The organism is Glutamicibacter uratoxydans, assembly GCF_050753455.1.
Lineage (GTDB): Bacteria > Actinomycetota > Actinomycetes > Actinomycetales > Micrococcaceae > Glutamicibacter > Glutamicibacter uratoxydans_A.
The window spans coordinates 2,593,829-2,620,164 of the sequence record NZ_CP192736.1 but is presented as its reverse complement, the minus strand read 5'-3'; the positions used below and the strand labels follow the sequence as shown (position 1 = coordinate 2,620,164).

Sequence of the window (26,336 nt, the reverse complement as noted above, 5' to 3'; positions counted from 1 at the left end):
GCACCGCAGTATTGGATCTGGCGGAGTCCAGCATCGACTCTTCGATGAGGTGCTCCGTCCATGGTTCAGTCAAGGGCGTTCGATAGTTCAGTGGCGAGTTGCGGCCGCACTCAACTATCTTTTCGGTGGCTCAGGTACCCGCCAGAAAATCCGGGACAGACAAACAAATCGGGGCCACACAGCGGCCTGTCCGTTCAACACGCCAGCTCAACACCTCACCAGCCTTAGGTTAAGGCTCGACCAAGGGTTCCAGTCGGGGATTGAGACGACGGTGACATCTCAGACCGTGGCATCCTGTGGAGCAATTACACCCATCCACCGCCGAGCATGACTGCTGACCTGCTCAAGTATCTTCTCGGGGGATAATCGTGGCTGTCTCAGTGATAAAACCCCGGCCTCCGTCGACCGAATGAGACGCACGGTCATGATCTCTGCGGCTTTGAAGGCCTTGGACGCCTTCTGGCAAGTCGAGGTGAGCCGCCATAATGACCACACCGGTTGTGGGGTCCTTCGATCCCTGAGCTCTTCGAATTCTTCAAAAAGTTCTGGTGTTACCGCGCCCTGAAATCTGCCGCGTCAGCATCCATCATGCTCGATCGATGCGCGCCGGGTGAGGGACGTGCCTTGATCCGTTGAAGTTGAGGCGAGAGCTTCTTAGAACGGGTTCAGCAGCCGTTGGACGAATGATTGGGTGCGTGGATTGCTGGGGGAACGCAGGACCTGGGCGGCAGGGCCGTGTTCGACCACATAACCGCCGTCCATGAACACCACCGTATCGGCTACGTCCCGGGCAAAAGCCAGCTCGTGAGTGACCAGCAGCATGGACCACCCTTCGGACGCTAACTCTTTAATGACGCTGAGCACTTCGCCCACCAATTCCGGATCCAACGCGCTGGTAGGTTCGTCAAAGAGCAACAGATCCGGTTTCTGCATCAGCGCACGCACAATACCCACGCGCTGCTGTTGCCCGCCAGAGAGCGAGGACGGAAACGCGGATGCTTTCTCGGATAGTCCCACGCGATCCAGTAACGTCGCGGCCTGTTCCATCACTTCGGCTTTGGGTCGACGCTGGACTTCTAGGGGCCCGATACTCACGTTCTGCAACACAGTTAAGTGAGGGAAGAGGTGGTGTCCTTGGAACACCATGGCCGAACGATCTCGCAGGACGCTCGCGGACTTTTTCGTGGTTTTCGGATCGAATTTCACCGAGGGGCCTCCCGCGAAGGCGATCGTGCCCTGATTAGCTATTTCTAGCCCGTTCAAGCACCTTAATGCGGTAGTTTTGCCCGATCCGGACGGGCCGATCAACGCCAGCACTTCGCCCTCGTGAATCGTGAAGTCGATCCCACGCAGGACCTGATTGGCGCCGAAGGACTTGTGCAGGTCGGTGACGGTCAACAGTGGGGCACCGGTTCTAGACGACATACTTTTCGAGCCTGCCTTCCATTCGGGTCTGGATGGTGGACAAAATCAAGCAGATGACCCAATACAATGCTGCCGCGGTCAGGTACAAGGTCATAAATTCCAAGGAAGTTGCAGCTATCTCCTGGGCCCGACGGAACATTTCGGTCACGAGGATCAGCGATGCCAACGAAGTGTCTTTAACCAAGGAAATGAAGGTATTGGACAACGGTGGAATGGCCACCCGGGCTGCTTGCGGCAAGATCAGCCGGTACAGCGTCCGTGAGCGTGACATTCCGATGGTGTAACCGGCCTCCCACTGACCAGTGGGGACCGACAGGATTGCCGCGCGGATAATTTCAGCGGCGTAACCAGCCACATTGAGGGTGAAGGCGATAATCGCGCTGGGCCACGGGTCAATGGTGACTCCCAAGGAAGGCAGCCCATAGAAAATCACGAAGAGCTGCACCAGCAGTGGGGTGCCGCGAATAATCGAAATATAGACCCGCGCAATGGCCGAGAGCGCCATATTGCTGCTGATCCGCATCAGGGCCACCACTAAGGCCAGCAACAGACCTAGGCTGAAACTGGCTAGGGTCAGTGGAATTGTTCCGGTCAATGCGCCTTTGGCGAGGGGCCATAAGGAATCAAGAACTAGCTGCAACGTCTGATCCATATTCCTACTTCCATTTCCCTGACATGAGACTTGCCCCTAGAACCGGTTCTAGGGGCAAGTCTACGCAAGAGTTGAAACCGTGCTAGCTGTTGGACTACTCGGTCACATCCGCGTTGAAGTACTTCTCGGAGATCTCCTTCAGCGTGCCGTCGGCGCGCAGTTCGTCCAAAGCGGTATTGATCGCGTCGCGCAGGTCGGCGCTGTCTTGACGCAAGGCCACAGCCACCTTGGATTGATCGGTCGACTCGGCAGCAATCTTGATCGAATCATCCGGGGTGGTGATCTGGGAGTCAAGGTAGGTCAGTTTGTCGTTGATTGTGGCATCCACGCGTCCCTGCTTCAGCAAGGTAACGGCTTGTGCCCAGCCCTCCACAGCTTCGACATTCGCCCCGGCTTCCTGAGCCGCGTCATACCAGTTACTGGTCAGCGACTGAGCGGTGGTCTTGCCTTCAAGCGAGGCGAAATCGGTAATGTCGGTGTTGTCCGCGGCGGTCACAACCACACCGTTAGAGACGGTGTAGGGAGTGGAGAAGAGGTACTTCTCTTCGCGCTCGGCATTGATGGTGACCTGATTAGCGATCACATCGAACCGCTCGGAGTCTAGGCCCGCAAAGATGCCATCCCACTGAGTTTCTTGGAACTCGACATCCACGCCCAGCTTCTCACCGACGGCCTCGATGATTTCCACGTCGTAGCCGACCAAGTCATTTCCTTCGTGGAAGGAGAACGGGCGGTAGGTTCCTTCGGTGCCAACGGTCAGCACACCGGATTCCTGCACATGGGATAGCAGGGATTCGCCTTCAGCCTGTGAATCAGCCGGAGCGTTCGAACCGCAGGCGCTCAGCGTCACAGCCACAGCGGCGGCAGAGAGAAAGGTCAGGGTGCGTTTCATTTGGAACCTCAACAAAATTGGAACGGGTGGGACTCATCGAGCATAACAATGCCTAGAGCTTCAAGTATTCCCGTAAAACTCGATTAACCGTATTACGCAGAATCTCACGGTCATAAACATTCATGACCCCGCGGTGAAAGCGGGCTAAATTCCCAGGACGGTGGCCAGTAGCATCATGAATGGGATCGCGCAGATTGTAGTAATTAAAACAGTGTCCTTGGCGATGACTACACCTTGTTCATAGCGTGAGGCGGTGACAAAGATATTTTGGGCGGTGGGTAGTCCGGCCATAATCACCGAAGAAACGATCATCGGGGTGGAAAGCTGGAAGACGAATGCGGCCAACACCCAAGCAATCGCCGGGTGGATAATCAGCTTGGCAACAGACCCGACCAACACGTCCGCGCGTCGTCCGCTAGCCCGATCCAAGGGTTTGGAGCCAACTAATGAGATACCGAAAGCCAACAACATGGCAGGTATGGATGCCCCCGCAATTAGTTCAATCGGGGCGACTACCAGTTGCGGAACCTGCCAACCGGTTAGCGCCACCGCTAACCCTGCCATGGAACCGATGATCATTGGGTTCTTCAGCGTGGCCGAGAGTAACGCGAGAAAGGTGGTGCGGTGACTGATGGTGGTTGCATCCAGCATCGCCAAGTTCACCGGTTGATAGAGCGCCAACTGAAACAGAATTACCGGCGCTGCATGGGACATGTCCCCGAGCACGTAAAGTGCGATCGGTAGTCCCAAGTTGGCCGAATTGACGGTGGAGGCGCTCATCGCGGCGATGATGCGTTCGGCCGGGGTACGTTTAAGCCATTTGTAGGTGGCTAGGTGGTAGATCACGGCGGTGCCAAAGGCGGAGAGGGTCGCGATCCACAGCAACGGACCGAGCACCTCGGTGGGTTCTGAATCAGCGATCGTAATGAACAGCAACGCCGGGCTTGCGACGAAGAAGGTCAACCGGTTCAGGACCCAACGGCCTTGTTCGCCCAGCACCCCGGTGCGGCCCACGAAGTATCCGACCAGGATGACGACCCAGATAATGGAGAACCCGGACAACACACCGGCCATCGGTGACCTCCCGGATCTGCGACGAAGAACGAGCAGCGGAAGTGAGAAACGCCGGAGTCCAAGGACCCCGGCGTCAATCTGCTGCGAGCGGGCGACGGGAATCGAACCCGCGTATCGAGCTTGGGAAGCTAGCGCTCTACCATTGAGCTACGCCCGCAATGTTCCGGGCGGCCTATTGGCGGCCCGGGCGTATCCCAGCATAGCGCACCACGGTGCGCAGTTTTCAAACCCGTGAGTAAAACATCGAACCAGTTGGCGGGTGCCGACGGGTTCGAGGGGTCAAAAAAGCGCGGAATCCTCTAGTCGAACAAGCATCGGAAGTGTGATGAGAATTACTTTACGCTTCCGTTAGGGTGGGCGTGCCTACTGCTGTTCGGTGCGTTGGTTGAGCAGTTCTTGCTGCAAAACAGCTACCCCATCTGCGGGGATCTGGAAAGTTAGCTCATCACCCGGGTTGATGACCAGCCCGGTCTGAGACAGCGAGCGGATAATCGCAGCCCCCTGAACCTTCACTCCGTAGGGTGCTTGGTCGATGTAGCTTCCGGGAATTCGGGCAAGGGAGGTGAAAACCGGCACCATTGGGGCTCCGGCCGCGTTGCTGACCAGCAGTGGCTGGGCGTTGGGGTTCTGACCCGTCACTTCTTCGCGGGAAAGGAAGTACACCTCGGCACTCATGAACGCGCCAACCACCGAACCGGATAGTTCGGGCTTATTCATCCCCGTGAGGATCATCGTTTCGAAATGAGTCAGCCCTCCCGCGCTCCCTTCGGTAGCGGGGGAATCATCGCGTTGCGGGGCGGGATCCTCAGGTGATTGCGGAGCGTTATCTGCCTCGGAGAAATCGTTAGTCATAGGCCAAGCATGTCGCGCCGGGCGCGTCACGTGCAACCACGGAATCTTCAAAATTTCTAAATGCGCCTAAAATAGCTCAGGAGCAACCACATAGAGATGCAAGGACTGAGCATGCCTGAATTCCGTTACGAAGACCTTTTGCCTATTGGCGAGGACACCACCACTTACCGCAAGATTTCCTCCGAGGGCGTCGAAGTTGTCGCCGGACCGGACGGAAAGGACTTCCTGAAGGTTTCTCCACAGGCCCTAGAACAGCTGGCCGAAACCGCGCTGCGTGATATCTCCCACTACCTGCGCCCGGCACACCTCCAACAGCTGCGCAACATCCTCGACGATGAGGAAGCCAGCCCGAACGATAAGTTCGTGGCGCTGGACCTGTTGAAGAACGCCAATATCGCCGCCGGAGGCATCCTGCCAATGTGCCAGGATACTGGAACTGCGATCGTGATGGGCAAACGTGGGCAGCGTGTACTGAGTGAAGAGCAGGATGAAATTTCCCTCTCGCGCGGTATCTACAACGCTTACACTCGCCTGAATCTGCGGTACTCGCAGCTGGCCCCCATCACTACGTGGGAAGAGAAGCAGACTGGTAACAACCTGCCGGCGCAGATCGATCTGTACGCCAACACCAAGCCCGAAGCGGACACTGAATACAAGTTCCTCTTCATGGCCAAGGGCGGCGGATCGGCCAACAAATCCTTCCTCTACCAAGAGACCAAGGCCATTCTGAACGAGAACTCGATGCTGAAGTTCCTCGATGAGAAGCTGCGTTCACTGGGCACCGCCGCCTGCCCTCCGTACCACCTGTCGATCGTCATTGGCGGCACCAGCGCCGAAATGGCGTTGAAGACCGCGAAGTACGGTTCGGCTAAGTACCTCGATGCGCTGCCCACCGAGGGTGCCATGACCGGGCGCGGCTTCCGCGACACCGATCTGGAAGAGAAGGTCTTGGAACTGACCCGCAACTTTGGCATTGGTGCCCAGTTCGGTGGCAAGTACTTCTGCCACGATGTGCGCGTCGTGCGTCTGCCACGCCATGGCGCGTCGATGCCGGTGGCTATTGCAGTGTCTTGCTCGGCGGATCGCCAGATGCTGGCCAAGATCACCAAGGACGGCGTCTTTGTGGAGCAGCTGGAAACCGATCCGGCACGCTTTATGCCCGATGAATCGCACCCGGCCGTCGCTGCCTACGGGGATGACAGCCAAGGTGTCTCGGGGACCGGAGGCGGCTCGGTGGTCAAGGTTGACCTGAATAAGCCAATGGATCAAATCCTTGACGAGCTAACCAAGTTCCCGGTCAAGACTCGGCTGTCACTGACCGGACCGTTGGTGGTGGCGCGCGATATCGCTCACGCCAAGATCAAGGAACGGTTGGATGCCGGCGAAGAGATGCCGCAGTATCTGAAGGACCACCCGGTGTATTACGCCGGCCCGGCCAAGACCCCGGACGGTATGGCCTCGGGATCCTTCGGCCCGACCACTGCCGGACGGATGGACTCCTATGTGGAGCAGTTCCAAGCAGCCGGCGGCTCGAAGGTCATGTTGGCCAAGGGTAACCGCTCCAAGCAGGTCACCGATGCCTGTAGCTCACACGGTGGGTTCTATTTGGGATCTATCGGTGGCCCGGCAGCCCGTTTGGCTCAGGACTGCATCAAAAAGGTCGAGGTTATCGAGTACGAAGAGCTGGGTATGGAAGCGGTTTGGAAGATCGAGGTTGAAGACTTCCCGGCCTTCATTGTCGTAGATGACAAGGGCAATGACTTCTTCGAAGCCACCTCCAAGCCGACCTTCACCGGAATTCCCGTGCGTTCGAAATAAGACACTTCGGTTGAGCCTCAAACACCGGGTTCACCACTCCCTTCAGGGGTGGTGAACCCGGTGTTTTGCATAACTGCGGTTTCTGCCGGTGCGACTGGAGCCGCGCACAGCGCTAGCGGCTGATGCCGAAGGACCAATCTCGGTACGGTGGCAGGAAGCGCAAAACAACCAAATCATCAGACTGCTCGGTCTCAGAAGTCGCTTCCTTGACCGGGGCCCACGGCGCAGAATCATCTGCCGGGGAGGTTTCCACCGCGTTCTGGGTTGGTTCCGAGCTGGTCCGCGCGACCTGTTCAATCAAAAGTTCGTAATATTCTTCAAAGGTTGGGATCTGTGCTTCGCGCATCGCCTGAGCGTGCGCGGTTCCGATGTAGCGCAGATGCCAAGGCTCATAGCTGTAGCCGGTGACCTCTTCCTCTCCGGCGGGGTATCGGATGATGAAACCGTGATCGGACGCGTGGTTCTTCAGCCACAGACCCGCAGGGGTGTCCCCGAAGCAGATCCGCAGCTCACAGTTGCCGCCCCCGTAGCCCAGATCCGCGGCCAAACCCAGCTGGTGTTCGCTCGTTCCGGGGCGCGCCGAAATACGTTCGGCGTAGGTTGTCCCATATTTACTTTCATAACCGTTGAAGAGCACCCGCTGCCGCTCATAGGACCGGAAGGCGCTGAGCAACTGGATTCGGTGGCCGGATTGCCGGGCATCTTGAAGCAATGCTTCTAAGGCATCCGCGGCTTCTTCACGCAGTTGATGAGTTGTTCCGGCCACAGCGCGTAGGTCGCTGGGGTTGTAATCGGGGGTGGATAGCTGAATCTCTGAATTGATGAGCGCCAGCAAGCTGGCGCTATCGGTGAGCTCAGTGGATTTCACCTCAGGTAGTTCACCGATGGTGGTGGCGTGTGCGCTGAGCGTTCCAGTCAGCAGCAGGAGCGCCGCAAGAGAGGCGCCGGCAGTACGCAGCACAAAACGCATGGTTAGTCTTCGCCATCCTTGAAACTGGGTCGGGCATTATCCGTATTAAAGAATACGGCTTAGAAGCTGGGAGAACCATGTGTGATTAACTGCTAGGGGAGGGCTTGTATATCGGTGTAGTGCTGCCACATAACCGGTAGCGTTAGGCGAGAAGGGCACGGGCAGGATAAATTTGGTCACGTGTTGTATTCAGATGGTGATATTCGTCGGTCAGTCGCTAACGGGCAGATTGCCCTAGACCCATATTCGCCCGAGATGGTTCAGCCCGCCTCGGTAGACGTTCGGTTGGATCGTTTTTTCCGGTTATTCGATAACCACAAGTACGCTCACATCGACCCATCCACGGATCAGCCAGAGTTAACCCGGCTAGTAGAGGTCGACCCGGACGAAGCATTCATTTTGCACCCCGGCGAGTTCGTACTGGGCGCCACCTACGAGAAGGTCACCTTGGGCAATGGGGTTGCCGCTCGGCTGGAAGGAAAAAGCTCGCTAGGCCGATTGGGCCTTTTGACGCACTCCACCGCGGGTTTCATTGACCCGGGATTCTCCGGTCATGTCACCTTGGAACTGTCTAATATGGCAACCTTGCCGATCAAACTTTGGCCTGGCTCGAAGATCGGCCAGCTGTGCTTCTTCCAGCTCACTTCCGAGGCCGAGCACCCCTACGGTTCAGGCCCCTACGGCAACCGTTATCAGGGACAACGCGGACCGACTGCCTCGCGAAGTCACCTGAATTTTCACCGCACCGAGTTTAGCGACTAGCCGCGACCCCGCCCCTTGGGGGCGCGGATTGGTAGCAGCAATACGAGCCCGAGTAGTAGAACCAGTAAGATCCCTAAGATTCCGTAGCGTTGTGCTTGGCCGTCAAGCACCCAACTGCCCGCCACAGCGATCGCGGTGGTGAACAACAACGGTGCTAGGAAACTGACCGCTCGTCCGGTGGTGGCGTACAGTCCAAACAGCTCGCCTTCCCGTCCGGCCGGTGCCAAGCGTGCCAAGAAGGAGCGGGCTGCGGCCTGCGCCGGCCCGACGAATAAGCACAAGAGCAGTCCGAAGAGCCAAAAGCCGCTGGCATCGGGGGAGAAGAACACTCCTAGACCTGCAACTAGCAGACCTATGAGGGACACGGTGATGACCAGCTTGGGACCCACATAGTCATCCAGCCACCCGCCAAGTATCGCTCCGATGGCGGCGACCACGTTGCCAGCGATCGCGAAGATGATGACCTCACTGAGTTCAAAACCAAAGGTCCCGGCGGCAATCACCCCGCCGAAGGTGAAGATTGCGGCCAGCCCATCGCGGAACACAGCCGAGGACCCAAGAAAGAACACGAGGTTGCGGTCCTCCTGCCAAAGCTGATTGATCCGGAGGAAAAGCACCTTGTAAGAACTCAATAGTGGGATACGTTCACTCTGTGTAGCCGCTGCCTCGGGGATTTTGAAAAAGATCGGCAGAGCGAAGACCAAGAACCATATGGCACTGAAGATTGCCACCCAGCGGAGGTTCCAGGAGTCTTCGGTATTCGCACCGGGCCAATCAATGATCGGATCAACGAAGCCGAAGAGCACCAAAGCCAGCGCCAGGATGCCACCCACATAACCCATACCCCAACCAAACCCGGAGACTTTGCCAATGGTTGAGGGGGTTGAGATTTGCGTGAGTACCGCGTTGTAGTTCACCGAGGCGAATTCCGAGAAGACCGAGGTAGCAGCGATGAGACCGGCACCCAGCCAGAGATATTTCGGATCAGGTGCCACGAAGACACAGGCCGCCGTCAGCGCAACCACGGCCAAGGAATTCCAAACCAACCAACGCTTGCGGCTTCCCGAAGCGTCGGAGCGCATTCCGGTCACTGGCACTAATAGCACGATTGCGAAACCCGCGTAGGTCAACGCCTGCCCCAGCACCTTTGAGGCGTGGTCGGTGGACCCAAACAATTCGCTAGTGAGATAGACGGTAAAGACGAAGGTTGTCATCACGGCATTGATGGCCGCCTGTCCCCAGTCCCAGCTGGCCCATGCCAGAGTCGAACTATTAAGCCATGATTTTTCGGGTTTCGCCAGCGCCCGTTCCGAAATGCTTCCCATGGGGGCATCGTAGCCTGTAAACAGTGATCAGAACATGAATTCAGGGTGGACAACAGATCGGTTGGAATAAATCCTGCGGCTAATCCCTAAGCGAAACCGATGTTTGACACTGGTTACTGAGGCGTAAAACTGGGCTCTGGACTGATAAAATAAAAAAACCGGTCGGTGTAAATCGTCGGACTCTGCCCATGTTCAATTCGACAGAGGAGACGTGTGTTAATAATTCTCATTGCGCTTTTCGTAACTGCTGCGCTCTGCCCGTTGATCTTCCGTTACTTCCGACGCAATGGGTTCTATATTGTCGCTACGGTACCCGCAGTGGGATTTATTTGGTTACTGACACAATTCCCCACGATCCTCTCCTCGCAGCTTGAACTAGCTAATGGACAGCCCAACGCGCCCCCAAGCCGCCAATACCCGTGGATCGACGGATTTCTGATCAACCTAGACTTCCGTCTGGATACGCTCGCTGCGGTCTTGCTGTTGTTGATCCTGGGAGTCGGCGCCTTGGTGCTGATCTACTGTGGCCGGTACTTCAAAAATGATGACATGGGCGTGGGGGCCTTCGCCGCCAAGCTGGTAGCTTTCGCCGGCGCCATGATCGGTTTGGTCACCGCCGACGATGTCATTATCATGTTTATCTTCTGGGAAATCACCTCCGTGCTTTCCTATCTGCTGATCGGTTTCAGTCAGGCGCTAATCACTGCACGACGTTCTGCGATGAACGCGCTGATTGTGACCACCTTCGGCGGCCTGGCAATGCTGGCCGGTCTGCTGATTTTGGGAACCTCCACCGGCAGCTACCGGTTATCTGACATTTTGGCCGCCGCGCCGGAGCTGATCACGCAGGGCATGCATATTGATGTGGCCATCGCCCTGGTGCTGGTCGGGGCACTGTCGAAGTCCGCGCTGGTGCCTTTCCACTTCTGGCTTCCCGGTGCCATGGCCGCACCCACCCCGGTCTCCGCATACTTGCACGCGGCCGCAATGGTCAAAGCCGGCGTCTATCTGGTAGCTCGTTTGGCTCCAGGGTTTGCCGAAACGGTTCTATGGGGTCCGATGGTCATCGGAATCGGCGTGCTGACCATGCTCATCGGTGGTTACCGGGCCTTGAAGCAATATGACCTGAAGCTGATTTTGGCTTTTGGCACGGTCTCCCAATTGGGATTCATCATTGCAATCTTCGGGTTGGGGAACGCTAACGCCGCCTTCGCGGCACTGGCGCTGACCTTGGCTCATGGGTTGTTCAAAGCCACCCTGTTCCTGGCGGTGGGCATTATTGACCACAACACCGGTACGCGTGACATCCGTAAGCTTTCCGGGCTGGGACGCAACATGCCGGTACTGGCGATCGCGACTACCGTAGCCGCTGCTTCGATGGCTGGTATTCCACCGCTGTATGGGTTCGTGGCCAAGGAGTCTGTGCTTGATGCACTGCTCAAGTTTGAAGGGGAGCTAGCTTGGGTTCCGTTGGTCGGCGTGGTGCTTGGCGCAGCGTTAACCATGGCCTACTCACTACGGTTCGTCTTTGGCGCCTTTGGAAATAAAAAGGGTGTAGCGGACACTGAATGCTACCGTCCAAGTCTCATCTTCTTAGCACCGTTGCTGGTGCTGAGTCTTGGCACCATTATTTTCGGTCTGTTCCCCGCTGCAATCGAGACCCTTGTCAAGCACGCGGCAAGCCTCTACCCGCAGGCTCCCGAGGTACACCTGGCTGTTTGGGCAGGGTTTACCCCAGCCTTAGGGCTGAGCGTCCTGGCGCTGTTGCTGGGTGTGTTGTTCTACCTCTTGCGGGTGAAGACCGATACCGGGGCGCCACTGCGACGGAAGATTCTCTCGGCTGAAGAGATCTACCGTGGCATTGTGAATACGCTCGATGAGCTGGCCATTTGGGTAACCGGTAGAACTCAGCGTGGTTCCTTGTCCTTTTACCTCGGGGTGATCCTCGCGGTGGCATTGGTGGTTCCACTCTCGATTGCGTTGACCGTACCGACCCCGTGGCCGACCAACTGGATTATCGCAGATCATCCGGCTCAGGTGATTATTGGCGCCATCATGATCGTCGGCGCAATCGCCGCGATTCGTGCCTCGAAGCGCTTCATGGCAGTGCTGATGGTCTCGGTCACCGGTTACGGCATGGTGGCTATCTTTGCCTTACAGGGTGCTCCGGATTTGGCTCTAACCCAGTTGCTGGTGGAAACCATTGTGCTGGTTGCGTTCGTCTTGGCTTTGCGTGCGTTGCCCAAACGGTTGTGGATCGGGATCACGAGGGTGAAACCTGCCCGCGCCATTCTAGCCACCGCCTTGGCCTTGATGACCGTGTATGTCGCCATCGGTATGCTGGCCGCACGCAATGAAGCCCGGGTATCTTTGGACTTCCCCGAGCTGGCCTACTATGAGGGCTACGGGGCAAATATCGTGAACGTGACCCTCGTAGACTTGCGTGTCTGGGACACCTTCGGGGAAATTACCGTGCTGGCTGCTGCAGCGACAGGTGTGGCTTCGCTGATTTTCGTGGCTGGCCCGAATATTCGTCGCTGGCGAGCGGGCGAAGTAAAGTCCGGCTCGATCGACCACGGCTCGGAAGCCATCTCAACCGGCGAATTCAGCAAGGCCGGCTTGAGTGTGGCACGCCAATTCGCCCGCTCCGATAATAAGGACTGGCTGATTGCCGGACACACCCTCGTGGCCGAACGACGATCGATCATCTTTGAGGTGGTCACTCGCGTGATCTTCCATGCGATCTTGATGATGTCGCTGTTTACCTTGATCACCGGGCACAATACTCCCGGCGGTGGATTCGCTGGTGGATTGTTGGCGGGTCTGGCGTTGACCGTGCGCTATCTGGCCGGCGGACGCGTTGAGTTGGCCGAATCAATGCGGGTCTCCCCGAATATTCTGCTCGGCGGCGGTCTGGCGTTGGCCGGACTATCCGGAATTTATCCGTTATTCCTCGGTGACCCGGTCTTCACCACCTACGTGTGGGAATTCGCGTTACCAATCTTTGGTGAACATAAATTTGTCACCGCCACCTTCTTCGATATTGGAGTTTATCTCGTGGTACTTGGCCTGGTTCAGGACGTACTACGCTCATTGGGCAGCGAAATCGATGAGCTTTCCGAGGGAAGATCCCCGGTCGCCCGTCACGATGTAGTAGCCGGCTACCGGAGGGGAGTGGGACGATGAGCGTAAACATCACCTTTCTGGTCATCACCGGCGTGCTGTTGGCCGTCGGATATTATTTGGTCCTTGAGCGCACCCTGACCCGGGTGCTGCTAGGCATTGTGGTGTTAGGCAATGCGGTGAACCTGCTGATCCTCACCGCCGGTGGACGGATGGGCGAAGCACCGCTGTTCAACCCCGACCTAGCGCCGGATGAGTATTCCGACCCGCTGCCCCAGGCCTTGATTTTGACCGCGATCGTGATCACCTTCGCGGTAACCGCGTTCCTGCTGGCCATGATTTACCGTTCTTGGTCATTGACTAACGCAGATACGGTTCGCGATGACGAAGAGGATATCCGCGTCTCGCAGGCCAGCGCCTACGATGAGGAAGAGGACGCCCCGGTGGCGGCCGACACCACGGAATTCGTGGACGAAGAAGGACGACCGATTCGTGAGGGGGAAGAGTAAATGGACTTCATGTCACTATCCCCATTGGCGGTTATCCTGCCAATTCTGGGCGCAGGCGCCACCTTCGTGGTGCGCCGCAAGGTGCGCTGGCAGCGCATCATCAGCATCGGTGTGCTGTCTCTGACCATGCTGCTGGAAATTGGTATGGTCGCCGCGACCTGGCACGGACAAACCTATGCCATTTCGATCGCTGGATGGGATGCCCCCTTTGGGATCGCTCTGGTCGTCGACGGTTTCAGCGCCTTCATGCTGTTGGTCTCCACTATCGTTTCCCTCGCGGTGTTGCTCTTCGCGACCAGTCAGGGTCTGGCCGACGGTGATGAACATGGGCCAATTTCGATCTTCCACCCTTCATACCTAATTCTTCTGGCCGGTGTTTCCAACGCCTTTATGGCCGCCGACCTGTTCAACCTGTATGTCGGCTTCGAAATCTTCCTCACCGCCAGCTACGTCCTTCTGACGCTCGGCGGCACCGCCGAACGGATCCGATCAGGCATCACCTACGTGGTGGTTTCGGTGGTCTCATCGATTCTTTTCCTGACCGCAATCGCATTGATTTACGCCGCGACGGGCACTGTGAATATGGCGGACCTGGCAGTGAAACTAGCCGAGCTGGACACCGGCACCCAACTGATTCTGCATTCCTTCCTACTCATCGCTTTCGGCATTAAGGCCGCTGTTTTCCCGTTGTCGCTGTGGTTGCCAGACTCCTATCCAACAGCCCCGGCTCCGGTCACCGCGGTATTCGCAGGCTTGCTCACCAAGGTGGGTGTCTACGCCATTGTGCGGACCGAAACACTACTTTTCCCCGGTGGCTCGGTGAACTCCGCGCTACTGGTCGTGGCTGCGGCGACCATGCTCATCGGGATCTTAGGTGCCTTGGCGCAGGCCGATTTCAAACGTATGCTCTCCTTCACGCTGACTAGTCACATCGGATACTTGATCTTCGGAATCGCAGTGGGGACCGAGGTGGCCATGGCGGCCACGATTTACTACGTGGGCCACCACATTATCGTCCAGACCAGCCTGTTCATGGTCGCCGGCTTGATCGAACGCCGAGCCGGTAGCGCCAATATGACCGAGCTAGGCTCCTTAGCCAAACTCTCCCCAGCGCTAGCGGTACTGTTCTTCGTCCCAGCCATGAATCTGGGTGGGATTCCACCGTTCTCCGGTTTCATGGGCAAGTTTGGGTTGTTGCATGCGGCCGTTGAACAGGGTGGAACCTTGAACTGGGTGGTCATCACCGCAGGCTTGTTAACCAGCTTGCTCACACTTTTGGCCGTGGTGCGTGTGTGGGCTCGTGCCTTCTGGCGTCGCGCAGCCGATGCCGAGAACCCGACCGAACTGTTGGTCAAGGAATCCAAGGATTTGAACGAGATCATCACGGCCGGAGGAACCTCCGGCCCGATCCGTGGGGCACAAGTTGCTAAGCAGATGGAAGCTACCCACCTTCCCTGGGGCATGCGGTACGCCACTGGTTCTTTGGTGTTGGCGGGCATCGCTTTGACTATCTTCGCTGGACCACTGTTCGCCTTCTGTCAGCGTGTAGCCGTCGAACTCTTGGCTCGCGAACCATACCTCACCGCGGTACTCCCGCCAGGCTAAGCGGAAGGAAAGCATGTCAAAACGTACTAAACAACCTCGTGACCAGCGCATCGATGATGCGCTGGATGAAGCCTCGGGTAAACGTACTCGGCCTACTCTCAAAGACGAGTGGCCGTTGCTGATCTTCTTGGTGCTGATGTGGGGTGCTCTTTGGCAGGACTTCTCCGCCGGTAACCTGATTTTCGGTGCTCTGCTAGCGCTGATCGTAGTGGCGTTGTTCCCGCTGCCCCCGGTGGTGCTCTCGGGCCGAATCAACCTTTGGTACTGCTTCTTGTTGTTGGGCTGGTTCATCATGCAAGTGGTGGCCGCCAGTGTGGAAGTGTCATATCTGGCACTCTTTCGGCGCAAGAAGACCCGCTCCTCGATCATCGCCGTGCACTTACACACCGACTCGGATCTTATCGTCACGACCGTGGGGCACGTGTTGACCCTGATCCCCGGTTCCTTCGTGGTGGAGGTCGACAGACGCAGTTCGACACTGTATTTGCACTACCTTAACGCCAGCGACGCCATTAGGGTGGCTCGTTCCCGGGCCAAAATCCACGAGATTGAACGTCGGGTCATTATGGCCATTGGTAGTAAAGACGAATACGAAGCAGTGAAGGAAATCCGCGCCGACCTGCAAACCAAGAAACGCGAACTCAAATCGAAGGGAGCGCAGAAGTGACCTTTATCGTTGTTGGGATCGCCGGAGCGCTACTGAGTATCGGTGCGGTAGCCTGTCTGATCCGGGTGGCACGCGGACCATCGATCCTAGATCGGGTGCTGGCCCTAGATGTGATGTTACTGATTATTTCCGCGGCCCTGTGCCTAGAAATGTACTTGAACGAACACAGGAACAACATCTTGTTTGTGGTCATCGCCTGTGCCATCGCGTTCATCGGATCGGTGACCGTTTCCCGTTTCGTTTCGGACCAGAGGAACGCATAATGGACCTCTTTTTGGAAATCGTTGTCGCGGTACTCATGATCGTGGGCGCGCTGATGTCACTCATTGCCGGGGTCGGATTGCTTACCTTCCCGGATCTGTTGACTCGCATGCACGCGGCCACCAAACCACAAGTACTGGGTTTCCTGCTAATTTTCGCGGGTCTAGCCATCCACCTGCGCTCCTGGGCGCTGGTGCCGGTGTTGGTGTTGGCATGGGGGGTACAGTTATTGACCGCCCCAGTCTCGGCGCATATGATCGGGCGTTCGGGATACCGAACGAAGCACGTGAATCGTGAGACCTTGTACAGCGACGAGTTGCGTACCGTGGTGGAAAACGCGAGTCACGGTGAGGATAAAGACTAGACAAAAACATGAGGGTGGTTTCCTAAAGGAAACCACCCTCACACTATTAACACTGAATTTACTTTTCGAACCGCGCCAGCGCCTTGCGGGTACCTCGATCAGTGAGGACCTGAATAATGGCAGCTACCACGGAAGAGAATACGGCGAAGGCCAAAGCCTTACGCATTGAAGCCTCGACTTCTGCGTCCTTGCCGTGTCGCGGTGGCTCATCACCGGTAAAACCAGTCCACAGGCGATCCACCAACTTACTCCCAAGGAATCCTGCACCCAACGAAATAGCAGTGGTCAGTAGCTTCATTACCGTATTCATTCTGTGAATCTCCCTCGTTTGCGGCATACCCGAATTCTATTTAGAGCATATCGTGTTGTATGGTGACTGTGCAGACATATAAACGACAGGGGAGCGTCATATCGTGACTCGCTCCGTCCGGTAATCCGGCGGAAGAGCACCCGATAAAAGACGCTGAGAGTGCGATAGATCGCAGACCCTCGAACCTGCTCCGGTTAGTACCGGCGAAGGAAGTCGAGAATCTCAGATACGCGACAACGGAAATTTTTGGTGCGCGTGCAGCTCCCCTCCTGATTCAGGAGGACCATCTTTTGACATCGCCAACATTGCGCCCAAAAACCAGCTGGTCAGTGGCCGACATCGTGGTGGCTTCGGTGATTGCCGTAGCATCCGGAGTCATTTTCTGGGGTTGGAATGCTAGTTATGGCCTGATCTCCTTAGCCTTTGTGGCCTTCCCCCCGGCTTCCGCATTTTTGAGCGGCATGTGGTTGTTCCCCGCCGTACTTGGGGCTCTCATCATCCGCAAACCCGGTGCCGCAATCTACTGTGAGCTACTAGCCGCGGTAATTTCCGCGCTGCTCGGCTCCCAATGGGGGATCGCCGTGTTGGTTTCCGGTCTCGTTCAGGGCTTGGGCGCGGAACTAGTGTTCGCCGCCCTGCACTACCGGCTCTGGAACTTACCCGTAGCCATGATTGCCGGTGCCGCATCCGGCTTATTCGGGGCGGTCACGGAGGCCTACATTCTGGCCTACTTCGTTGAGTACACCGCCGGCATGAAGATCTTCCACGTAGCTGCGATGAGTTTTTCAGGTCTGGTCATCGCCGGGCTACTCAGCTTCTTTGCCACCCGTGCCTTGGCCCGGACCGGGGCACTGTCCGCATTGCCGAGCCGCCGGGCCCATCAAGAGCCAGTTTTTGGTAGGGAACAGCGATGAGTGCCGCACCTACCGGGCAGCAAACCGGCGTCGGGGCCGATGGCCGCGGGTTGGCGATCACCGCATCAAACTTTGGGTGGCGGCATGCCGATCGGCAGGATCCTGCCCTGGAGGGGCTGAGCTTTCACATCCCCGCAGGACAAAAGGTGTTGCTACTAGGGCCTTCCGGAGCCGGAAAATCCACCCTATTGCACGCTATGGCCGGAGTGTTACATCCCGAGGAAGCCAGCACCGCCAGCGGACGCCTGCGGATTGGTGAGCATGATGCCTTGACTCATCGCACAACCATCGGATTGATGCAGCAAGACCCGGAAACCCAGATTGTTCAAGCCAAAGTGGGTGACGACGTCGCTTTCGGCGCTGAGAACCTGGGGGTGGATCCGGCCCTGATTGCAGCTCGGATTGCTCCGGCGCTACAAGCGGTAGGCCTTGGGGAGCTGAGCTGGGATCACCCTACCGCTCAGCTCTCCGGTGGGCAGAAACAACGGCTGGCGTTGGCTGGAATTCTGGCGATGCTCCCCTCGGTGATGCTCTTGGATGAACCCACCGCCAATATTGACCCGCAGGGAGCAGCGGCGCTACGGCAGGCCGTACTTGATACGGTCACTGCGTCCGGGGCGACATTGGTAGTGGTGGAACATCGGGTCGAGCCATGGCTTGCGCAGATGGACCGGGTGTTGGTGCTGGAGCCCGGTGGTGGAATCAGCCATGACGTGCCGCCACAGGCCCTCCTCGAGGATGCGGTACTGCGTAGCGAACTTGCTGCCGCGGGGATCTGGATCCCCAACTATCAGCCGGTAACCGCCGAATTCAGCACTCAGCCGGGAAGCACCTTGTTGCGCGCCGAAGCCTTGCAAGCACGCCGAAGCCTGCGCGCTCCCTTAGGGCAACCGGTAGACCTGTGGATCAAGGCGGGCACCGCCACCGTGATTCGCGGAGCCAACGGTGCCGGAAAAACCACGCTGGCGTTGACCCTAGGAGGCTTGCTCGAACCCGGGGCAGGGGTCCTTGAAGCCACCGACGCGTTGGCCGGGTCCGCGGCAGCTAGTCCCTTTAGTTGGAAAGCAGGCCAGTTAGTTGCTCGGATCGGCAGTGTCTTTCAAGAACCGGAGCACCAGTTCGTCTCACAAAGTGTGGCCGAGGAATTGGCGTACGGACCGCGCCGTGCCGCGGCAACAAACCCGGAAGCGACGTATGACAATGACACGATCGAGCAGCGCACTAGCGAGCTACTGCAGCGACTCGGATTAGCGCATTTAGCAGACGCTAATCCCTACACCCTCTCCGGGGGTGAAAAACGCCGCTTATCGGTAGCCACCGTGTTGGCGGCCAGTCCCGACGTGCTGATTCTGGATGAACCGACCTTCGGCCAGGACGCTAACACTTGGCGTGAAATCGTTGAGCTGCTGGGGCAGGTGCTGCAGGAGGGCACCGCGGTGATTGCGGTGACTCACGATGAACAGTTTGCCTGTGCACTGAACGCAGAACAGGTTGTGTTGCAGCCTGCAGAGCCCGCCGGATCTAGCAGTGAGTCTAGGGAATTCTCGGCGCCGGTTCCCGAGAGCTGGTTGGCACGGCGCAACCCGCTAGCTAAGCTGGCGGCAATCATCGCGATCACTATCCCGCTCATTGCCTCCATTGACCCGGTGTCCGGTTCGGTGGTCATCCTAGCCACCTTGCTGATGCTGCCGCTGGCCAAAGTGGGGATCGGGCGTTTTATGCGCCGGGCTTGGCCACTAGTGTTAGCCGGAGTCATCGCCGCTTGGGGTATTGCGCTAGTCGGTGAAGACTCGGGTGCCACCTTGCTGAATTTGGGAGTTTTCACTATCACCGAAGGCTCCGTGGCCGGAGGTATTGCCACCGGGATGCGGGCCATCGGGATGGCGATCCCGATGGTGCTGATCCTCAGTACTACCAGTCCCAGCGATCTCGGCTCGGCCTTGTCACAACAATTGCGTGTACCCCACCGTTTTGTGCTCGGAGCCTTGGCGGGGATGCGCCTCTTAGGCTTGCTCGTCGAAGAGTTCAACACTCTAAAATTGGCCCGACGGGCTCGTGGGGTGGGGGACTTTGGGTCTCCTATGCAACGAGCAAAGGCCAACCTGGGACAAGTCTTGGCCTTGCTAGTGCAAGCCATCCGGCGTGCTGGCCGATTGGCGATCACCATGGAAGCTAAAGGCTTTGGCGTCGGTCCACGCAGTTGGCTGCATACCCCGCGTTTCGGTGGGCAGGACGTACTGGTGATCATTGCCGGGTGCTGTGTTTCCGGGTTGGCCGTCTTTGCTGCCGTGTATTTCGGGGCGTGGAACCTGGTCTGGAGCTAAGCCAACGAGGTGCAAGACGCCGCAGGGAGCCGAACCAGCATGGTTCGACTCCCTGCGAGGCTTAACGGCCGTACTAGAGAATATTTTCGGCCAGTTCGCTCAGCTCGGCATGCAATTGTGCGTCAAAGCGTAAGGGCTTGGCATCGAGCGAGTTCACCGGAGTTAGCAACCGCACCGAGGAGACTAGCCACAGCACATCGGCCTGATACAAGTCTTCGGGCCGTAGCGGACCATAGCCCAACTCCCATCCGGCTTCGGCGGCCGCAGCGAAAATCGCGGCTTGCGTGGTGCCGGGCAGGATCCCGGTTTCCAGTAGTGGGGTGATCAACCGTTTGGTGTCACCATCGCGTTGGGCCAGCAGTACCGTGGAGGTTGGACCCTCCAGCACGGCGCCGTCGGAGGAAGTGAAAATGACGTCATGGGCCCCATGGGCACGGGCGTAACGCAAGGCAGCCATATTCACCGCATAGGACAGGGTCTTAGCGCCCATCAGCAACCACGGTGCACGTTCGGCGATTTTTGAATCGTAGCCGCGATCCAAAAGCAACACGTCCACCCCGGAGTTGCGTTGCGCCTGACCTAAGGTGGGGGCCGAGGTGACAGTCACCCAGCAAAGCGCCGGGTCCGTATCGGCGTCTCCACGGGCGGCCACTAACTTAACCACCGCTTCATCGGCGCCACCGGTGGCATCGAAGTCTGCGATGGCGGTATCGATGGCTGCGCGCCACCGGGTCTCGTCGGGGATTTCCAAGTCGCACAGCTGTGCCGAGGACTGGAGCCGGGCCAGGTGTGCATCGATTTTCCGGACACTTTGTGCTTTGTAGAGCATCGACTCAAAGATGCCGTCGCCACGGGCCACACCTTGGGCCGTGACCGGGAGTTGTGGGGCGGTGATATCCGCCAGTCGACCGGCCGGGTAGGAAGGGTCGAGGAAAACCAAAGAGCTCATAACCTCTAGATTATCGAATCCGCGGTCGATTCCGGATTCAAGACGCAAACTTGGCGGTGTTCGGCCCCCGGGTTGGGTAGGGTGTAAAGCAGGGAATTTGTTGGTTGACTGCATCAAAGTCGAGCCCAACGTACCAGAAGGGTACTCAGGATTAGGAGGCGATCGGATGATCATCGGTGAGAACTTCCTGCGCGAGCTCGGCCCGATCGTTTGGGCTTCAGCGGTGGCCCTAGACATTCTGGTGCGTGTGCTCATGGTCGGCATTGTGCCGGGGAATCGTCGCCCGACCACGGCCATGGCCTGGTTGTTAGCCATCTTCTTTATTCCATTGCTGGGCTTGACGCTATACCTACTCTTTGCCAATCCTCGACTCTCCCGGCGCCGGCTGGATAAACAACGGCGCGCCAATGAGGCGATCTTTGAGGCCACCGCCCATATGGAATCCCCGGTGGAGTTTCACAGTGACGAGGAATGGATCGAATCAGCTGCCGTACTTAACCGTCGCCTAGGTGCCATGCCCTTGGAAGGCGGTAACCAAGTGGAGGTGATCTCCGATTACCGTAGCTCCCTTGAAGCTATGCGGCAGGAGATCGACGCGGCACAAAAATTTGTGCACATCCAGTTCTACATCATGGGCGATGACCCGGCCTATGTCGGACCGGTGTTGGAATCCTTGGAACGAGCGGCCCGGCGGGGCGTGGTGGTCCGTCTGCTCTTTGACCACCTAGGTACCGCCCGGGTGCGCGGCTACCGTCAGCTGTGCAAACGACTAGATGCGGCAGGCATCCACTGGAAGCGGATGCTACCAGTGGATCTGTTCCGTCGGCGCTGGCGCCGTCCGGATCTGCGCAACCACCGCAAGATTCTTGTGGTGGACGGAGAGGTTGCCTTCACCGGAAGCCAAAACCTGATCGAACCGGGGTATAAGCGGGCATCAGCACATAAGGTTGGCCGTGAATGGGTGGAACTCATGATCCGGGTACGCGGTCCGTTGGTGCGTTCCCTAGACGTTGTCTTCGCCACGGACTGGTGGCAGGAAGCGGAAACCGAAGATGTGTTGCAGGATCTGACCGATGCCCCCTACCCGATGCAGGTTTGCGACGTGCCCGGTGATGTGGTGGCCCAAGTGGTTCCCAGCGGTCCAGGTTATGAAGATGAAAATAACCTGCGGTTATTCAACACGCTCATCTACTCGGCTTCTGAGCGTCTGCAGATCACTAGTCCATATTTCGTGCCTGATGATTCGCTGCTCTACGGCATCACCACGGCGGCGCAACGCGGTATCGACGTAGACCTGTTCGTGTGTGAAACCGGTGACCAGTTCCTGGTGCATCATGCCCAACAGTCCTATTACCAGACCTTGCTGGAGGCCGGAGTCCGGATCTTCCGGTATCCGGCACCGATGGTACTGCATGCCAAGTGTTTCACCGTAGACGATGAAGTGGCCGTGGTGGGCTCTTCGAACATGGACATGCGCTCCTTTAGTCTGAACATGGAAATTTCCGTGATGCTGCTAGGCGAGAAGATCGTTGATCAGGTCAACCAGGTACAAGCGCACTACCGGAGCATTTCCCGGGAGCTCACTCTCGAAGAATGGATGAAACGACCCCGGATGCAACGCTGGGTGGACAATGCCGCCCGGTTGACCGCGACCCTGCAGTAAGTTCGCCGGAGGTCTACCTGATCTGCCGAAACTGAAAACCGAGGCACCAGAGAATATCCGGGAGCAGCGGTTTATCAGTCTGCACTAGTGGGGAAGCACGTTCCCAGCGCGCTGAGCACACCCACCGACTTGGTAAGGACCTCGTCCCACTCTTCCTGCGGATCGGAGTCGGCGGTGATCGCCCCACCCAACCCGAGACTCAGCCTCCAGCGGCTATCGGCTAACCGGTCGCAGACCAGAGTGCGGATCACCACGGCCAAATCGGCGCTGCCCTGGGTCCCCAAGTAACCCACCGCACCGGAATACAGTCCGCGGGCCCTGCCAGCTTCCAAACGATCAAGGATGGTCATGGTGGAAAGCTTCGGGGCGCCGGTCATTGACCCCGGGGGGAAGGTTTCACGCAGTGCGGCGGCGGCAAACCGCGGATCTTGAAGTTGCGCATCGATGGTGGACACCATTTGGTGGACCGTGGCATAACTTTCTACCGCGCACAGCCGCGGCACCGAAAGTGAACCGGGCATCGCATAATGCGATAAATCATTACGCAACAGATCGACAATCATGATGTTCTCGGCCCGATCTTTCGGGTGCGTGGCCAGATCGTGGCGTAGCGCGATATCGCTTGCTTCGTCGTGCCCGCGGGGACGGGTGCCCTTGATCGGTTCGGCCCGCAGCTTGCCGGTGGCTGAGATACTGATGAAGCGTTCCGGGGAAATACTGGCTACTTCCACCTGTCCCAAACGCAAATAATGGGCGAAGGGTGCCGGTGAAGAAGACCGCAATCGGCAGTAGGCTTCGAAAGGGCTGAATTCCTCGACTACTGCTTCAAGCTCTGTGGTGAGACAGACTTCGTAGGTATTTCCTTCGCGAATCTCCGCTTTGGCTTCAAGCACCTTGGATCGGTAGCCGGATGCGGTATCCGCAGAGCGAAACTCGGGTACCGCCAAGGAGCGGGACTGCCGGGTGATCAAAAGTGCTGACCGGGCGCGCTGCACGGTGGCCTCAAGCAGCTCGGGTGGTGCCTGGACGTTCAGGGTCTGTTCCTGATGATCAATGATCAGCAGGGTATCGGGCTCAAAGAACATAGCGTCGGGGCGAACCGAATCATCGGGTAGGACTGCCCGGATGTCAGCGGCTCCCACTTCTCGTTTGAGTTCATACCCTAGATAGCCAACCCACTGTGGCGCGGGAGCCGCGTCATTTACTGGTGGATGGTTCACTGGGTCGGGCCAAATATTTCCTAGGGCAGCAAAGAATTCGGCACCCAAACGCAGGTGTGCATTGCCAGCTCGCATGCTGACTTGAGATTCGTTAGTAAGCAGAATGGGGCAGTGAGGTTGCTGCGCTAGGGCCATCAGTGTGTAGCGGTTACGGCCCAGCGGGTCGGTCTGCTGATGGCTGGTTGATTCCAGCAGCGCCGCATGGCTGCACTGTGCGGAAACTAGTTCAAAGAGTGACGCGATGTCTTCCGGGACCGGCAACAGGGCGCTTTGCCTAGCCGGGGCAGCTAACACCTCGGGGGGCACAAACCGGCTCAGTGCTGTCGGGAGGAAACGAGCCAGCTGCTGGAATTGAGTCAGCGTACTGTCGGTGGACTCGGCGTCGAGGATCAGATTCGCTGCCAGCCGAGGATTCTCCGCAGCCAGATAATTCTGTTCCTGCTGTGCCCAGGTCTGCCAGTGCGGGGCGAAGGTGTCCCCGTCCCGGGTGAGTGCCCGAGATTTACGTTCGGCATCGTCAGCATCCAACCAGATTCCAAAATCTACAAAGTTGCGGACCACCGAATGCAGACTGCCGACCCCTTCAACCAGCACGATCGGGCGGGGTTGCACGCTAAAAGATTGAGTACTTTCGGTGTGCTGGACCCAGTCCCAGCCGAACCAGCTGGCGGTTTCACCGGAGCTTAGTTGCTGCAATAAACCATGAAGTCGGTGGCTGGTGCGTTCCAGTGACTGCCAGCCCTGGTAGAGATCTTCCAGATGCAGCAGCGAGGTGTTTGCGGCGCCGAAGAGCTGAGTCAGGGCATGAGCCAATGACGTCTTACCGGCTCCGGATCGTCCATCGAGGGCGATAATGAGTGGTTTAACGGTTTCCACGAGAGGCGATATTGCTCCGTACGTATTCAACAAGTGAGGGAAGCGCGGCGCTAATGTGCTTCCAGGTCTCCCGGAAATCGCCGGCATCCCCGTACCAGGGATCGTAGATACCCTGCTTTTCGTGTGGTTCGGAGGAACTGGCCGGATCAAAGGAACGCAACATGCGCAGTTGTGGCCGTTGTTGTTGGTCCACTGCCGTCAGCGCCGGGATCAGCGCCTCGAAATGATCGATGTCGAGAGCCAAAATCAGGTCCATCTCGCTGATTTCATCCTCATGGAACTGGGTGGCGGTATGTCCTTCGCCGCTCAACCCGTGGGCTCGAAGAGTTGCTTCGGCGCGTTGATCGATAGGGTTTCCGGCTTCACCATCGCTGATTGCGCGAGAGATGACCTCAACATCGGTAATCCCGGCATCTTCTAGAGCGTTCTTCAGCATGAATTCGGCCATTGGCGAGCGGCAAATGTTTCCCGTGCACACGGTCATAATCCGGAACATGACACAAGTCTAGGGGGAAACCTTGAACACAATCGAGCCTTAGACGCTGATCGGCGGCAACGAATTGACAACGATTAGTGATCTGTCGCCCAGTTAGCGGGCTAGGACCAAGAGCGCGGCGACAAAAATGAACAGTGTACCGAAGATAATATTTTGAATTCTCAGGCCACGAGCGGTTGCGGTGAAGCGTTGGAAGCTGCGAGCGGTGGCGGCAAAGAAGAAAAACATCACCAAGATATCGACCACGATGATCGTGCTGATAAAGATCAGGTACTGCGGTAGTTGCGGTTGATGAGGCAGGATGAACTGCGGGGTGAGCGCCAAGAAAAAAACAATCGCTTTGGGATTTAGCAGGTTGACCAGAATTCCTTGGCGCACCATTTGCCATCGTCCGGCGCTGCGTTGGAGGGCGATTTCACCCGGTTCGGCTCGGGCAAGCAACATCCGAATGCCCAGATAGATCAGGTAGGCAGCGCCGCTATAGCGAATAATTTCGAAAGCAGTTGGAGAATTGCTGACCAAAAGACCTACGCCAGCGGCCACGACCGCCACATGGATCAGCAGAGCTATTTGTTGCCCGAGGATTCCCCAAATCGACCCACGCCATCCGCCTCGCAAGGAGTTGCTCATGGTGTTGATGGCACCGGCACCGGGGGTGAAGCTGATCACTACGGATGCGCCAAGCAGTGAGAACCAGAGTGGAAGAGTCACCGCGATAGTTTAGATCAGCCGTGGAGGGCTAGGCTATTTCTCTTGGTCATGGGTGGAAATAGAAACTTCACGTGCCGCGTCAACCGCTTCGATGGCGCGGACCATGAAACCGTGGAGCAATTGCACCTGTTCGGGTGTGTAATCGGAAATTAGTTGCATCATTTGCTCAGCTAAAGGCATGAACATGGCGCGCCCGTCGAGGCGTGCCTGATCGGTCAGGGCGATTCGCACGACGCGGCGATCCTTATCCCCGCGCTGTCGCTGCACATATCCCAAGCGTTCGAGCCGGTCCAGAAGTGCGGTGGTTGCCGGGGAGCTCAGATGCAGTTCACGGGAGAGATCGCTGGGAGATGGCAGGCGGCGCTCACGCTCGTAACGAAGAATGACCGATAAGGCATTCATGTCTGTGCGGTGAGTTCGATGCAGGGCTCCGGTGGATTCCACATAGCGATCCGAGGCCTGGGCGAAACGCTGTAGCAGCTGCACTAACTCGAAACTTTGCCGTGACTCCATAACGGTATCTTATATCTAATGGTATAGTTCGATAATGGAATTACTTCCTTGACGAACGAAA

The 26,336-nt window shown here is 57.6% G+C and carries 24 protein-coding genes, 1 tRNA gene and 1 riboswitch; of the genes, 11 read left to right on the top strand and 14 right to left on the bottom strand.

Annotated features, from left to right (window positions below; genetic code table 11):
- Window positions 1–654: 654 nt before the first annotated feature.
- The 6 genes from ACQQZ8_RS12130 to ACQQZ8_RS12105 all read right to left on the bottom strand — a co-directional run bounded on the left by ACQQZ8_RS12130 (window position 655) and on the right by ACQQZ8_RS12105 (window position 4,895).
- Complete coding sequence (locus tag ACQQZ8_RS12130; RefSeq protein ID WP_431710055.1) at window positions 655–1,425, bottom strand: amino acid ABC transporter ATP-binding protein; 771 nt, start codon at window positions 1,423–1,425, stop codon at window positions 655–657.
- A complete protein-coding gene (locus ACQQZ8_RS12125) occupies window positions 1,415–2,077 on the bottom strand; it encodes an ABC transporter permease subunit (protein ID WP_431710054.1) in 663 nt (220 codons plus the stop codon). The genes ACQQZ8_RS12130 and ACQQZ8_RS12125 overlap by 11 nt, the downstream gene beginning before the upstream one ends.
- A gap of 94 nt (window positions 2,078–2,171) precedes the next feature.
- A complete protein-coding gene (locus ACQQZ8_RS12120; RefSeq protein WP_431710053.1) occupies window positions 2,172–2,969 on the bottom strand; it encodes an amino acid ABC transporter substrate-binding protein in 798 nt (265 codons plus the stop codon).
- Window positions 2,970–3,113: 144 nt separating this feature from the next.
- Window positions 3,114–4,043: an AEC family transporter gene (locus ACQQZ8_RS12115; RefSeq protein ID WP_431710052.1), complete on the bottom strand. Its 930-nt coding sequence runs from the start codon at window positions 4,041–4,043 to the stop codon at window positions 3,114–3,116.
- 86 nt (window positions 4,044–4,129) lie between these two features.
- Window positions 4,130–4,200: transfer RNA gene (locus ACQQZ8_RS12110), tRNA-Gly, on the bottom strand.
- 206 nt (window positions 4,201–4,406) lie between these two features.
- Window positions 4,407–4,895: an SseB family protein gene (locus tag ACQQZ8_RS12105; RefSeq protein ID WP_431710051.1), complete on the bottom strand. Its 489-nt coding sequence runs from the start codon at window positions 4,893–4,895 to the stop codon at window positions 4,407–4,409.
- Between the two features lie 111 nt (window positions 4,896–5,006).
- On the opposite strand from ACQQZ8_RS12105, the gene ACQQZ8_RS12100 reads away from it, so the two are divergent.
- Window positions 5,007–6,713: a fumarate hydratase gene (locus tag ACQQZ8_RS12100; protein ID WP_431710050.1), complete on the top strand. Its 1,707-nt coding sequence runs from the start codon at window positions 5,007–5,009 to the stop codon at window positions 6,711–6,713.
- A gap of 112 nt (window positions 6,714–6,825) precedes the next feature.
- Here ACQQZ8_RS12100 and ACQQZ8_RS12095 read toward each other — a convergent pair whose 3' ends face one another.
- Window positions 6,826–7,683, bottom strand: coding sequence for a M15 family metallopeptidase (locus ACQQZ8_RS12095; RefSeq protein WP_431710049.1), 858 nt, complete (start codon window positions 7,681–7,683; stop codon window positions 6,826–6,828).
- Between the two features lie 180 nt (window positions 7,684–7,863).
- On the opposite strand from ACQQZ8_RS12095, the gene dcd reads away from it, so the two are divergent.
- Window positions 7,864–8,445: a dCTP deaminase gene (gene dcd, locus ACQQZ8_RS12090; protein WP_431710048.1), complete on the top strand. Its 582-nt coding sequence runs from the start codon at window positions 7,864–7,866 to the stop codon at window positions 8,443–8,445.
- Here dcd and ACQQZ8_RS12085 read toward each other — a convergent pair.
- Complete coding sequence (locus ACQQZ8_RS12085) at window positions 8,442–9,770, bottom strand: MFS transporter (protein ID WP_431710047.1); 1,329 nt, start codon at window positions 9,768–9,770, stop codon at window positions 8,442–8,444. The two genes, dcd and ACQQZ8_RS12085, sit on opposite strands and share 4 nt — an antisense overlap.
- 213 nt (window positions 9,771–9,983) lie before the next feature.
- Between ACQQZ8_RS12085 and ACQQZ8_RS12080 the strand changes: the two genes are divergently transcribed.
- The 6 genes from ACQQZ8_RS12080 to mnhG are packed head-to-tail and all read left to right on the top strand — an operon-like array spanning window position 9,984 to window position 16,299.
- Window positions 9,984–12,956 (top strand): Na+/H+ antiporter subunit A, encoded by a 2,973-nt coding sequence (locus ACQQZ8_RS12080; RefSeq protein WP_431710046.1) that lies wholly within the window; start codon window positions 9,984–9,986, stop codon window positions 12,954–12,956.
- Window positions 12,953–13,402: a Na(+)/H(+) antiporter subunit C gene (locus ACQQZ8_RS12075; RefSeq protein ID WP_431710045.1), complete on the top strand. Its 450-nt coding sequence runs from the start codon at window positions 12,953–12,955 to the stop codon at window positions 13,400–13,402. The genes ACQQZ8_RS12080 and ACQQZ8_RS12075 overlap by 4 nt, the downstream gene beginning before the upstream one ends.
- On the top strand, window positions 13,403–15,007 hold the full coding sequence (locus ACQQZ8_RS12070) for a Na+/H+ antiporter subunit D (protein WP_431710044.1): 1,605 nt from the start codon (window positions 13,403–13,405) through the stop codon (window positions 15,005–15,007).
- A 13-nt stretch (window positions 15,008–15,020) separates the two neighbouring features.
- A complete protein-coding gene (locus tag ACQQZ8_RS12065; protein ID WP_431710043.1) occupies window positions 15,021–15,674 on the top strand; it encodes a Na+/H+ antiporter subunit E in 654 nt (217 codons plus the stop codon).
- Window positions 15,671–15,937, top strand: a complete 267-nt coding sequence (locus ACQQZ8_RS12060; RefSeq protein ID WP_431710042.1) for a monovalent cation/H+ antiporter complex subunit F — start codon at window positions 15,671–15,673, stop codon at window positions 15,935–15,937. The genes ACQQZ8_RS12065 and ACQQZ8_RS12060 overlap by 4 nt, the downstream gene beginning before the upstream one ends.
- Complete coding sequence (gene mnhG / locus ACQQZ8_RS12055; RefSeq protein WP_431710041.1) at window positions 15,937–16,299, top strand: monovalent cation/H(+) antiporter subunit G; 363 nt, start codon at window positions 15,937–15,939, stop codon at window positions 16,297–16,299. Before ACQQZ8_RS12060 ends, mnhG begins: the two co-directional genes overlap by 1 nt.
- A gap of 58 nt (window positions 16,300–16,357) precedes the next feature.
- Here the strand turns inward: mnhG and ACQQZ8_RS12050 are convergent, their stop codons facing one another.
- Window positions 16,358–16,609, bottom strand: a complete 252-nt coding sequence (locus ACQQZ8_RS12050; RefSeq protein WP_431710040.1) for a DUF4235 domain-containing protein — start codon at window positions 16,607–16,609, stop codon at window positions 16,358–16,360.
- A gap of 77 nt (window positions 16,610–16,686) precedes the next feature.
- Window positions 16,687–16,838: riboswitch (TPP riboswitch) on the top strand.
- A 61-nt stretch (window positions 16,839–16,899) separates the two neighbouring features.
- Between ACQQZ8_RS12050 and ACQQZ8_RS12045 the strand changes: the two genes are divergently transcribed.
- Window positions 16,900–17,523 (top strand): ECF transporter S component, encoded by a 624-nt coding sequence (locus ACQQZ8_RS12045; RefSeq protein ID WP_431710039.1) that lies wholly within the window; start codon window positions 16,900–16,902, stop codon window positions 17,521–17,523.
- Window positions 17,520–19,847: an ATP-binding cassette domain-containing protein gene (locus tag ACQQZ8_RS12040; protein ID WP_431710038.1), complete on the top strand. Its 2,328-nt coding sequence runs from the start codon at window positions 17,520–17,522 to the stop codon at window positions 19,845–19,847. Before ACQQZ8_RS12045 ends, ACQQZ8_RS12040 begins: the two co-directional genes overlap by 4 nt.
- 73 nt (window positions 19,848–19,920) lie before the next feature.
- Here ACQQZ8_RS12040 and ACQQZ8_RS12035 read toward each other — a convergent pair whose 3' ends face one another.
- Window positions 19,921–20,796, bottom strand: a complete 876-nt coding sequence (locus ACQQZ8_RS12035; RefSeq protein ID WP_431710037.1) for an aminodeoxychorismate lyase — start codon at window positions 20,794–20,796, stop codon at window positions 19,921–19,923.
- A 166-nt stretch (window positions 20,797–20,962) separates the two neighbouring features.
- On the opposite strand from ACQQZ8_RS12035, the gene cls reads away from it, so the two are divergent.
- Complete coding sequence (gene cls, locus ACQQZ8_RS12030) at window positions 20,963–22,459, top strand: cardiolipin synthase (RefSeq protein ID WP_431710036.1); 1,497 nt, start codon at window positions 20,963–20,965, stop codon at window positions 22,457–22,459.
- 74 nt (window positions 22,460–22,533) lie between these two features.
- Here cls and ACQQZ8_RS12025 read toward each other — a convergent pair whose 3' ends face one another.
- From ACQQZ8_RS12025 to ACQQZ8_RS12010, 4 genes are all read right to left on the bottom strand, one after another.
- Window positions 22,534–24,555, bottom strand: coding sequence for a chorismate-binding protein (locus ACQQZ8_RS12025; RefSeq protein WP_431710035.1), 2,022 nt, complete (start codon window positions 24,553–24,555; stop codon window positions 22,534–22,536).
- Window positions 24,542–25,051 (bottom strand): low molecular weight protein-tyrosine-phosphatase, encoded by a 510-nt coding sequence (locus ACQQZ8_RS12020; RefSeq protein WP_431710034.1) that lies wholly within the window; start codon window positions 25,049–25,051, stop codon window positions 24,542–24,544. Before ACQQZ8_RS12020 ends, ACQQZ8_RS12025 begins: the two co-directional genes overlap by 14 nt.
- Before the next feature lie 93 nt (window positions 25,052–25,144).
- Window positions 25,145–25,762 (bottom strand): LysE family transporter, encoded by a 618-nt coding sequence (locus ACQQZ8_RS12015; protein WP_431710033.1) that lies wholly within the window; start codon window positions 25,760–25,762, stop codon window positions 25,145–25,147.
- Window positions 25,763–25,795: 33 nt separating this feature from the next.
- Window positions 25,796–26,275: a MarR family winged helix-turn-helix transcriptional regulator gene (locus tag ACQQZ8_RS12010; protein ID WP_431710032.1), complete on the bottom strand. Its 480-nt coding sequence runs from the start codon at window positions 26,273–26,275 to the stop codon at window positions 25,796–25,798.
- Between the last annotated feature and the right edge of the window lie 61 nt (window positions 26,276–26,336).

Bases quoted from the DNA above. Each gene is read 5' to 3' on its own strand.
- ACQQZ8_RS12105 (WP_431710051.1), bottom strand. From the start codon at position 4,895: ATGACTAACGATTTCTCCGAGGCAGATAACGCTCCGCAATCACCTGAG.
- ACQQZ8_RS12070 (WP_431710044.1), top strand. From the start codon at position 13,403: ATGGACTTCATGTCACTATCCCCATTGGCGGTTATCCTGCCAATTCTG.
- ACQQZ8_RS12075 (WP_431710045.1), top strand. From the start codon at position 12,953: ATGAGCGTAAACATCACCTTTCTGGTCATCACCGGCGTGCTGTTGGCC.
- ACQQZ8_RS12040 (WP_431710038.1), top strand. From the start codon at position 17,520: ATGAGTGCCGCACCTACCGGGCAGCAAACCGGCGTCGGGGCCGATGGC.
- ACQQZ8_RS12095 (WP_431710049.1), bottom strand. From the start codon at position 7,683: ATGCGTTTTGTGCTGCGTACTGCCGGCGCCTCTCTTGCGGCGCTCCTG.
- ACQQZ8_RS12010 (WP_431710032.1), bottom strand. From the start codon at position 26,275: ATGGAGTCACGGCAAAGTTTCGAGTTAGTGCAGCTGCTACAGCGTTTC.
- ACQQZ8_RS12100 (WP_431710050.1), top strand. From the start codon at position 5,007: ATGCCTGAATTCCGTTACGAAGACCTTTTGCCTATTGGCGAGGACACC.
- ACQQZ8_RS12020 (WP_431710034.1), bottom strand. From the start codon at position 25,051: ATGTTCCGGATTATGACCGTGTGCACGGGAAACATTTGCCGCTCGCCA.
- ACQQZ8_RS12125 (WP_431710054.1), bottom strand. From the start codon at position 2,077: ATGGATCAGACGTTGCAGCTAGTTCTTGATTCCTTATGGCCCCTCGCC.
- ACQQZ8_RS12065 (WP_431710043.1), top strand. From the start codon at position 15,021: ATGTCAAAACGTACTAAACAACCTCGTGACCAGCGCATCGATGATGCG.
- cls (WP_431710036.1), top strand. From the start codon at position 20,963: ATGATCATCGGTGAGAACTTCCTGCGCGAGCTCGGCCCGATCGTTTGG.
- ACQQZ8_RS12035 (WP_431710037.1), bottom strand. From the start codon at position 20,796: ATGAGCTCTTTGGTTTTCCTCGACCCTTCCTACCCGGCCGGTCGACTG.
- mnhG (WP_431710041.1), top strand. From the start codon at position 15,937: ATGGACCTCTTTTTGGAAATCGTTGTCGCGGTACTCATGATCGTGGGC.
- ACQQZ8_RS12085 (WP_431710047.1), bottom strand. From the start codon at position 9,770: ATGGGAAGCATTTCGGAACGGGCGCTGGCGAAACCCGAAAAATCATGG.
- ACQQZ8_RS12120 (WP_431710053.1), bottom strand. From the start codon at position 2,969: ATGAAACGCACCCTGACCTTTCTCTCTGCCGCCGCTGTGGCTGTGACG.
- ACQQZ8_RS12130 (WP_431710055.1), bottom strand. From the start codon at position 1,425: ATGTCGTCTAGAACCGGTGCCCCACTGTTGACCGTCACCGACCTGCAC.
- ACQQZ8_RS12050 (WP_431710040.1), bottom strand. From the start codon at position 16,609: ATGAATACGGTAATGAAGCTACTGACCACTGCTATTTCGTTGGGTGCA.
- ACQQZ8_RS12115 (WP_431710052.1), bottom strand. From the start codon at position 4,043: ATGGCCGGTGTGTTGTCCGGGTTCTCCATTATCTGGGTCGTCATCCTG.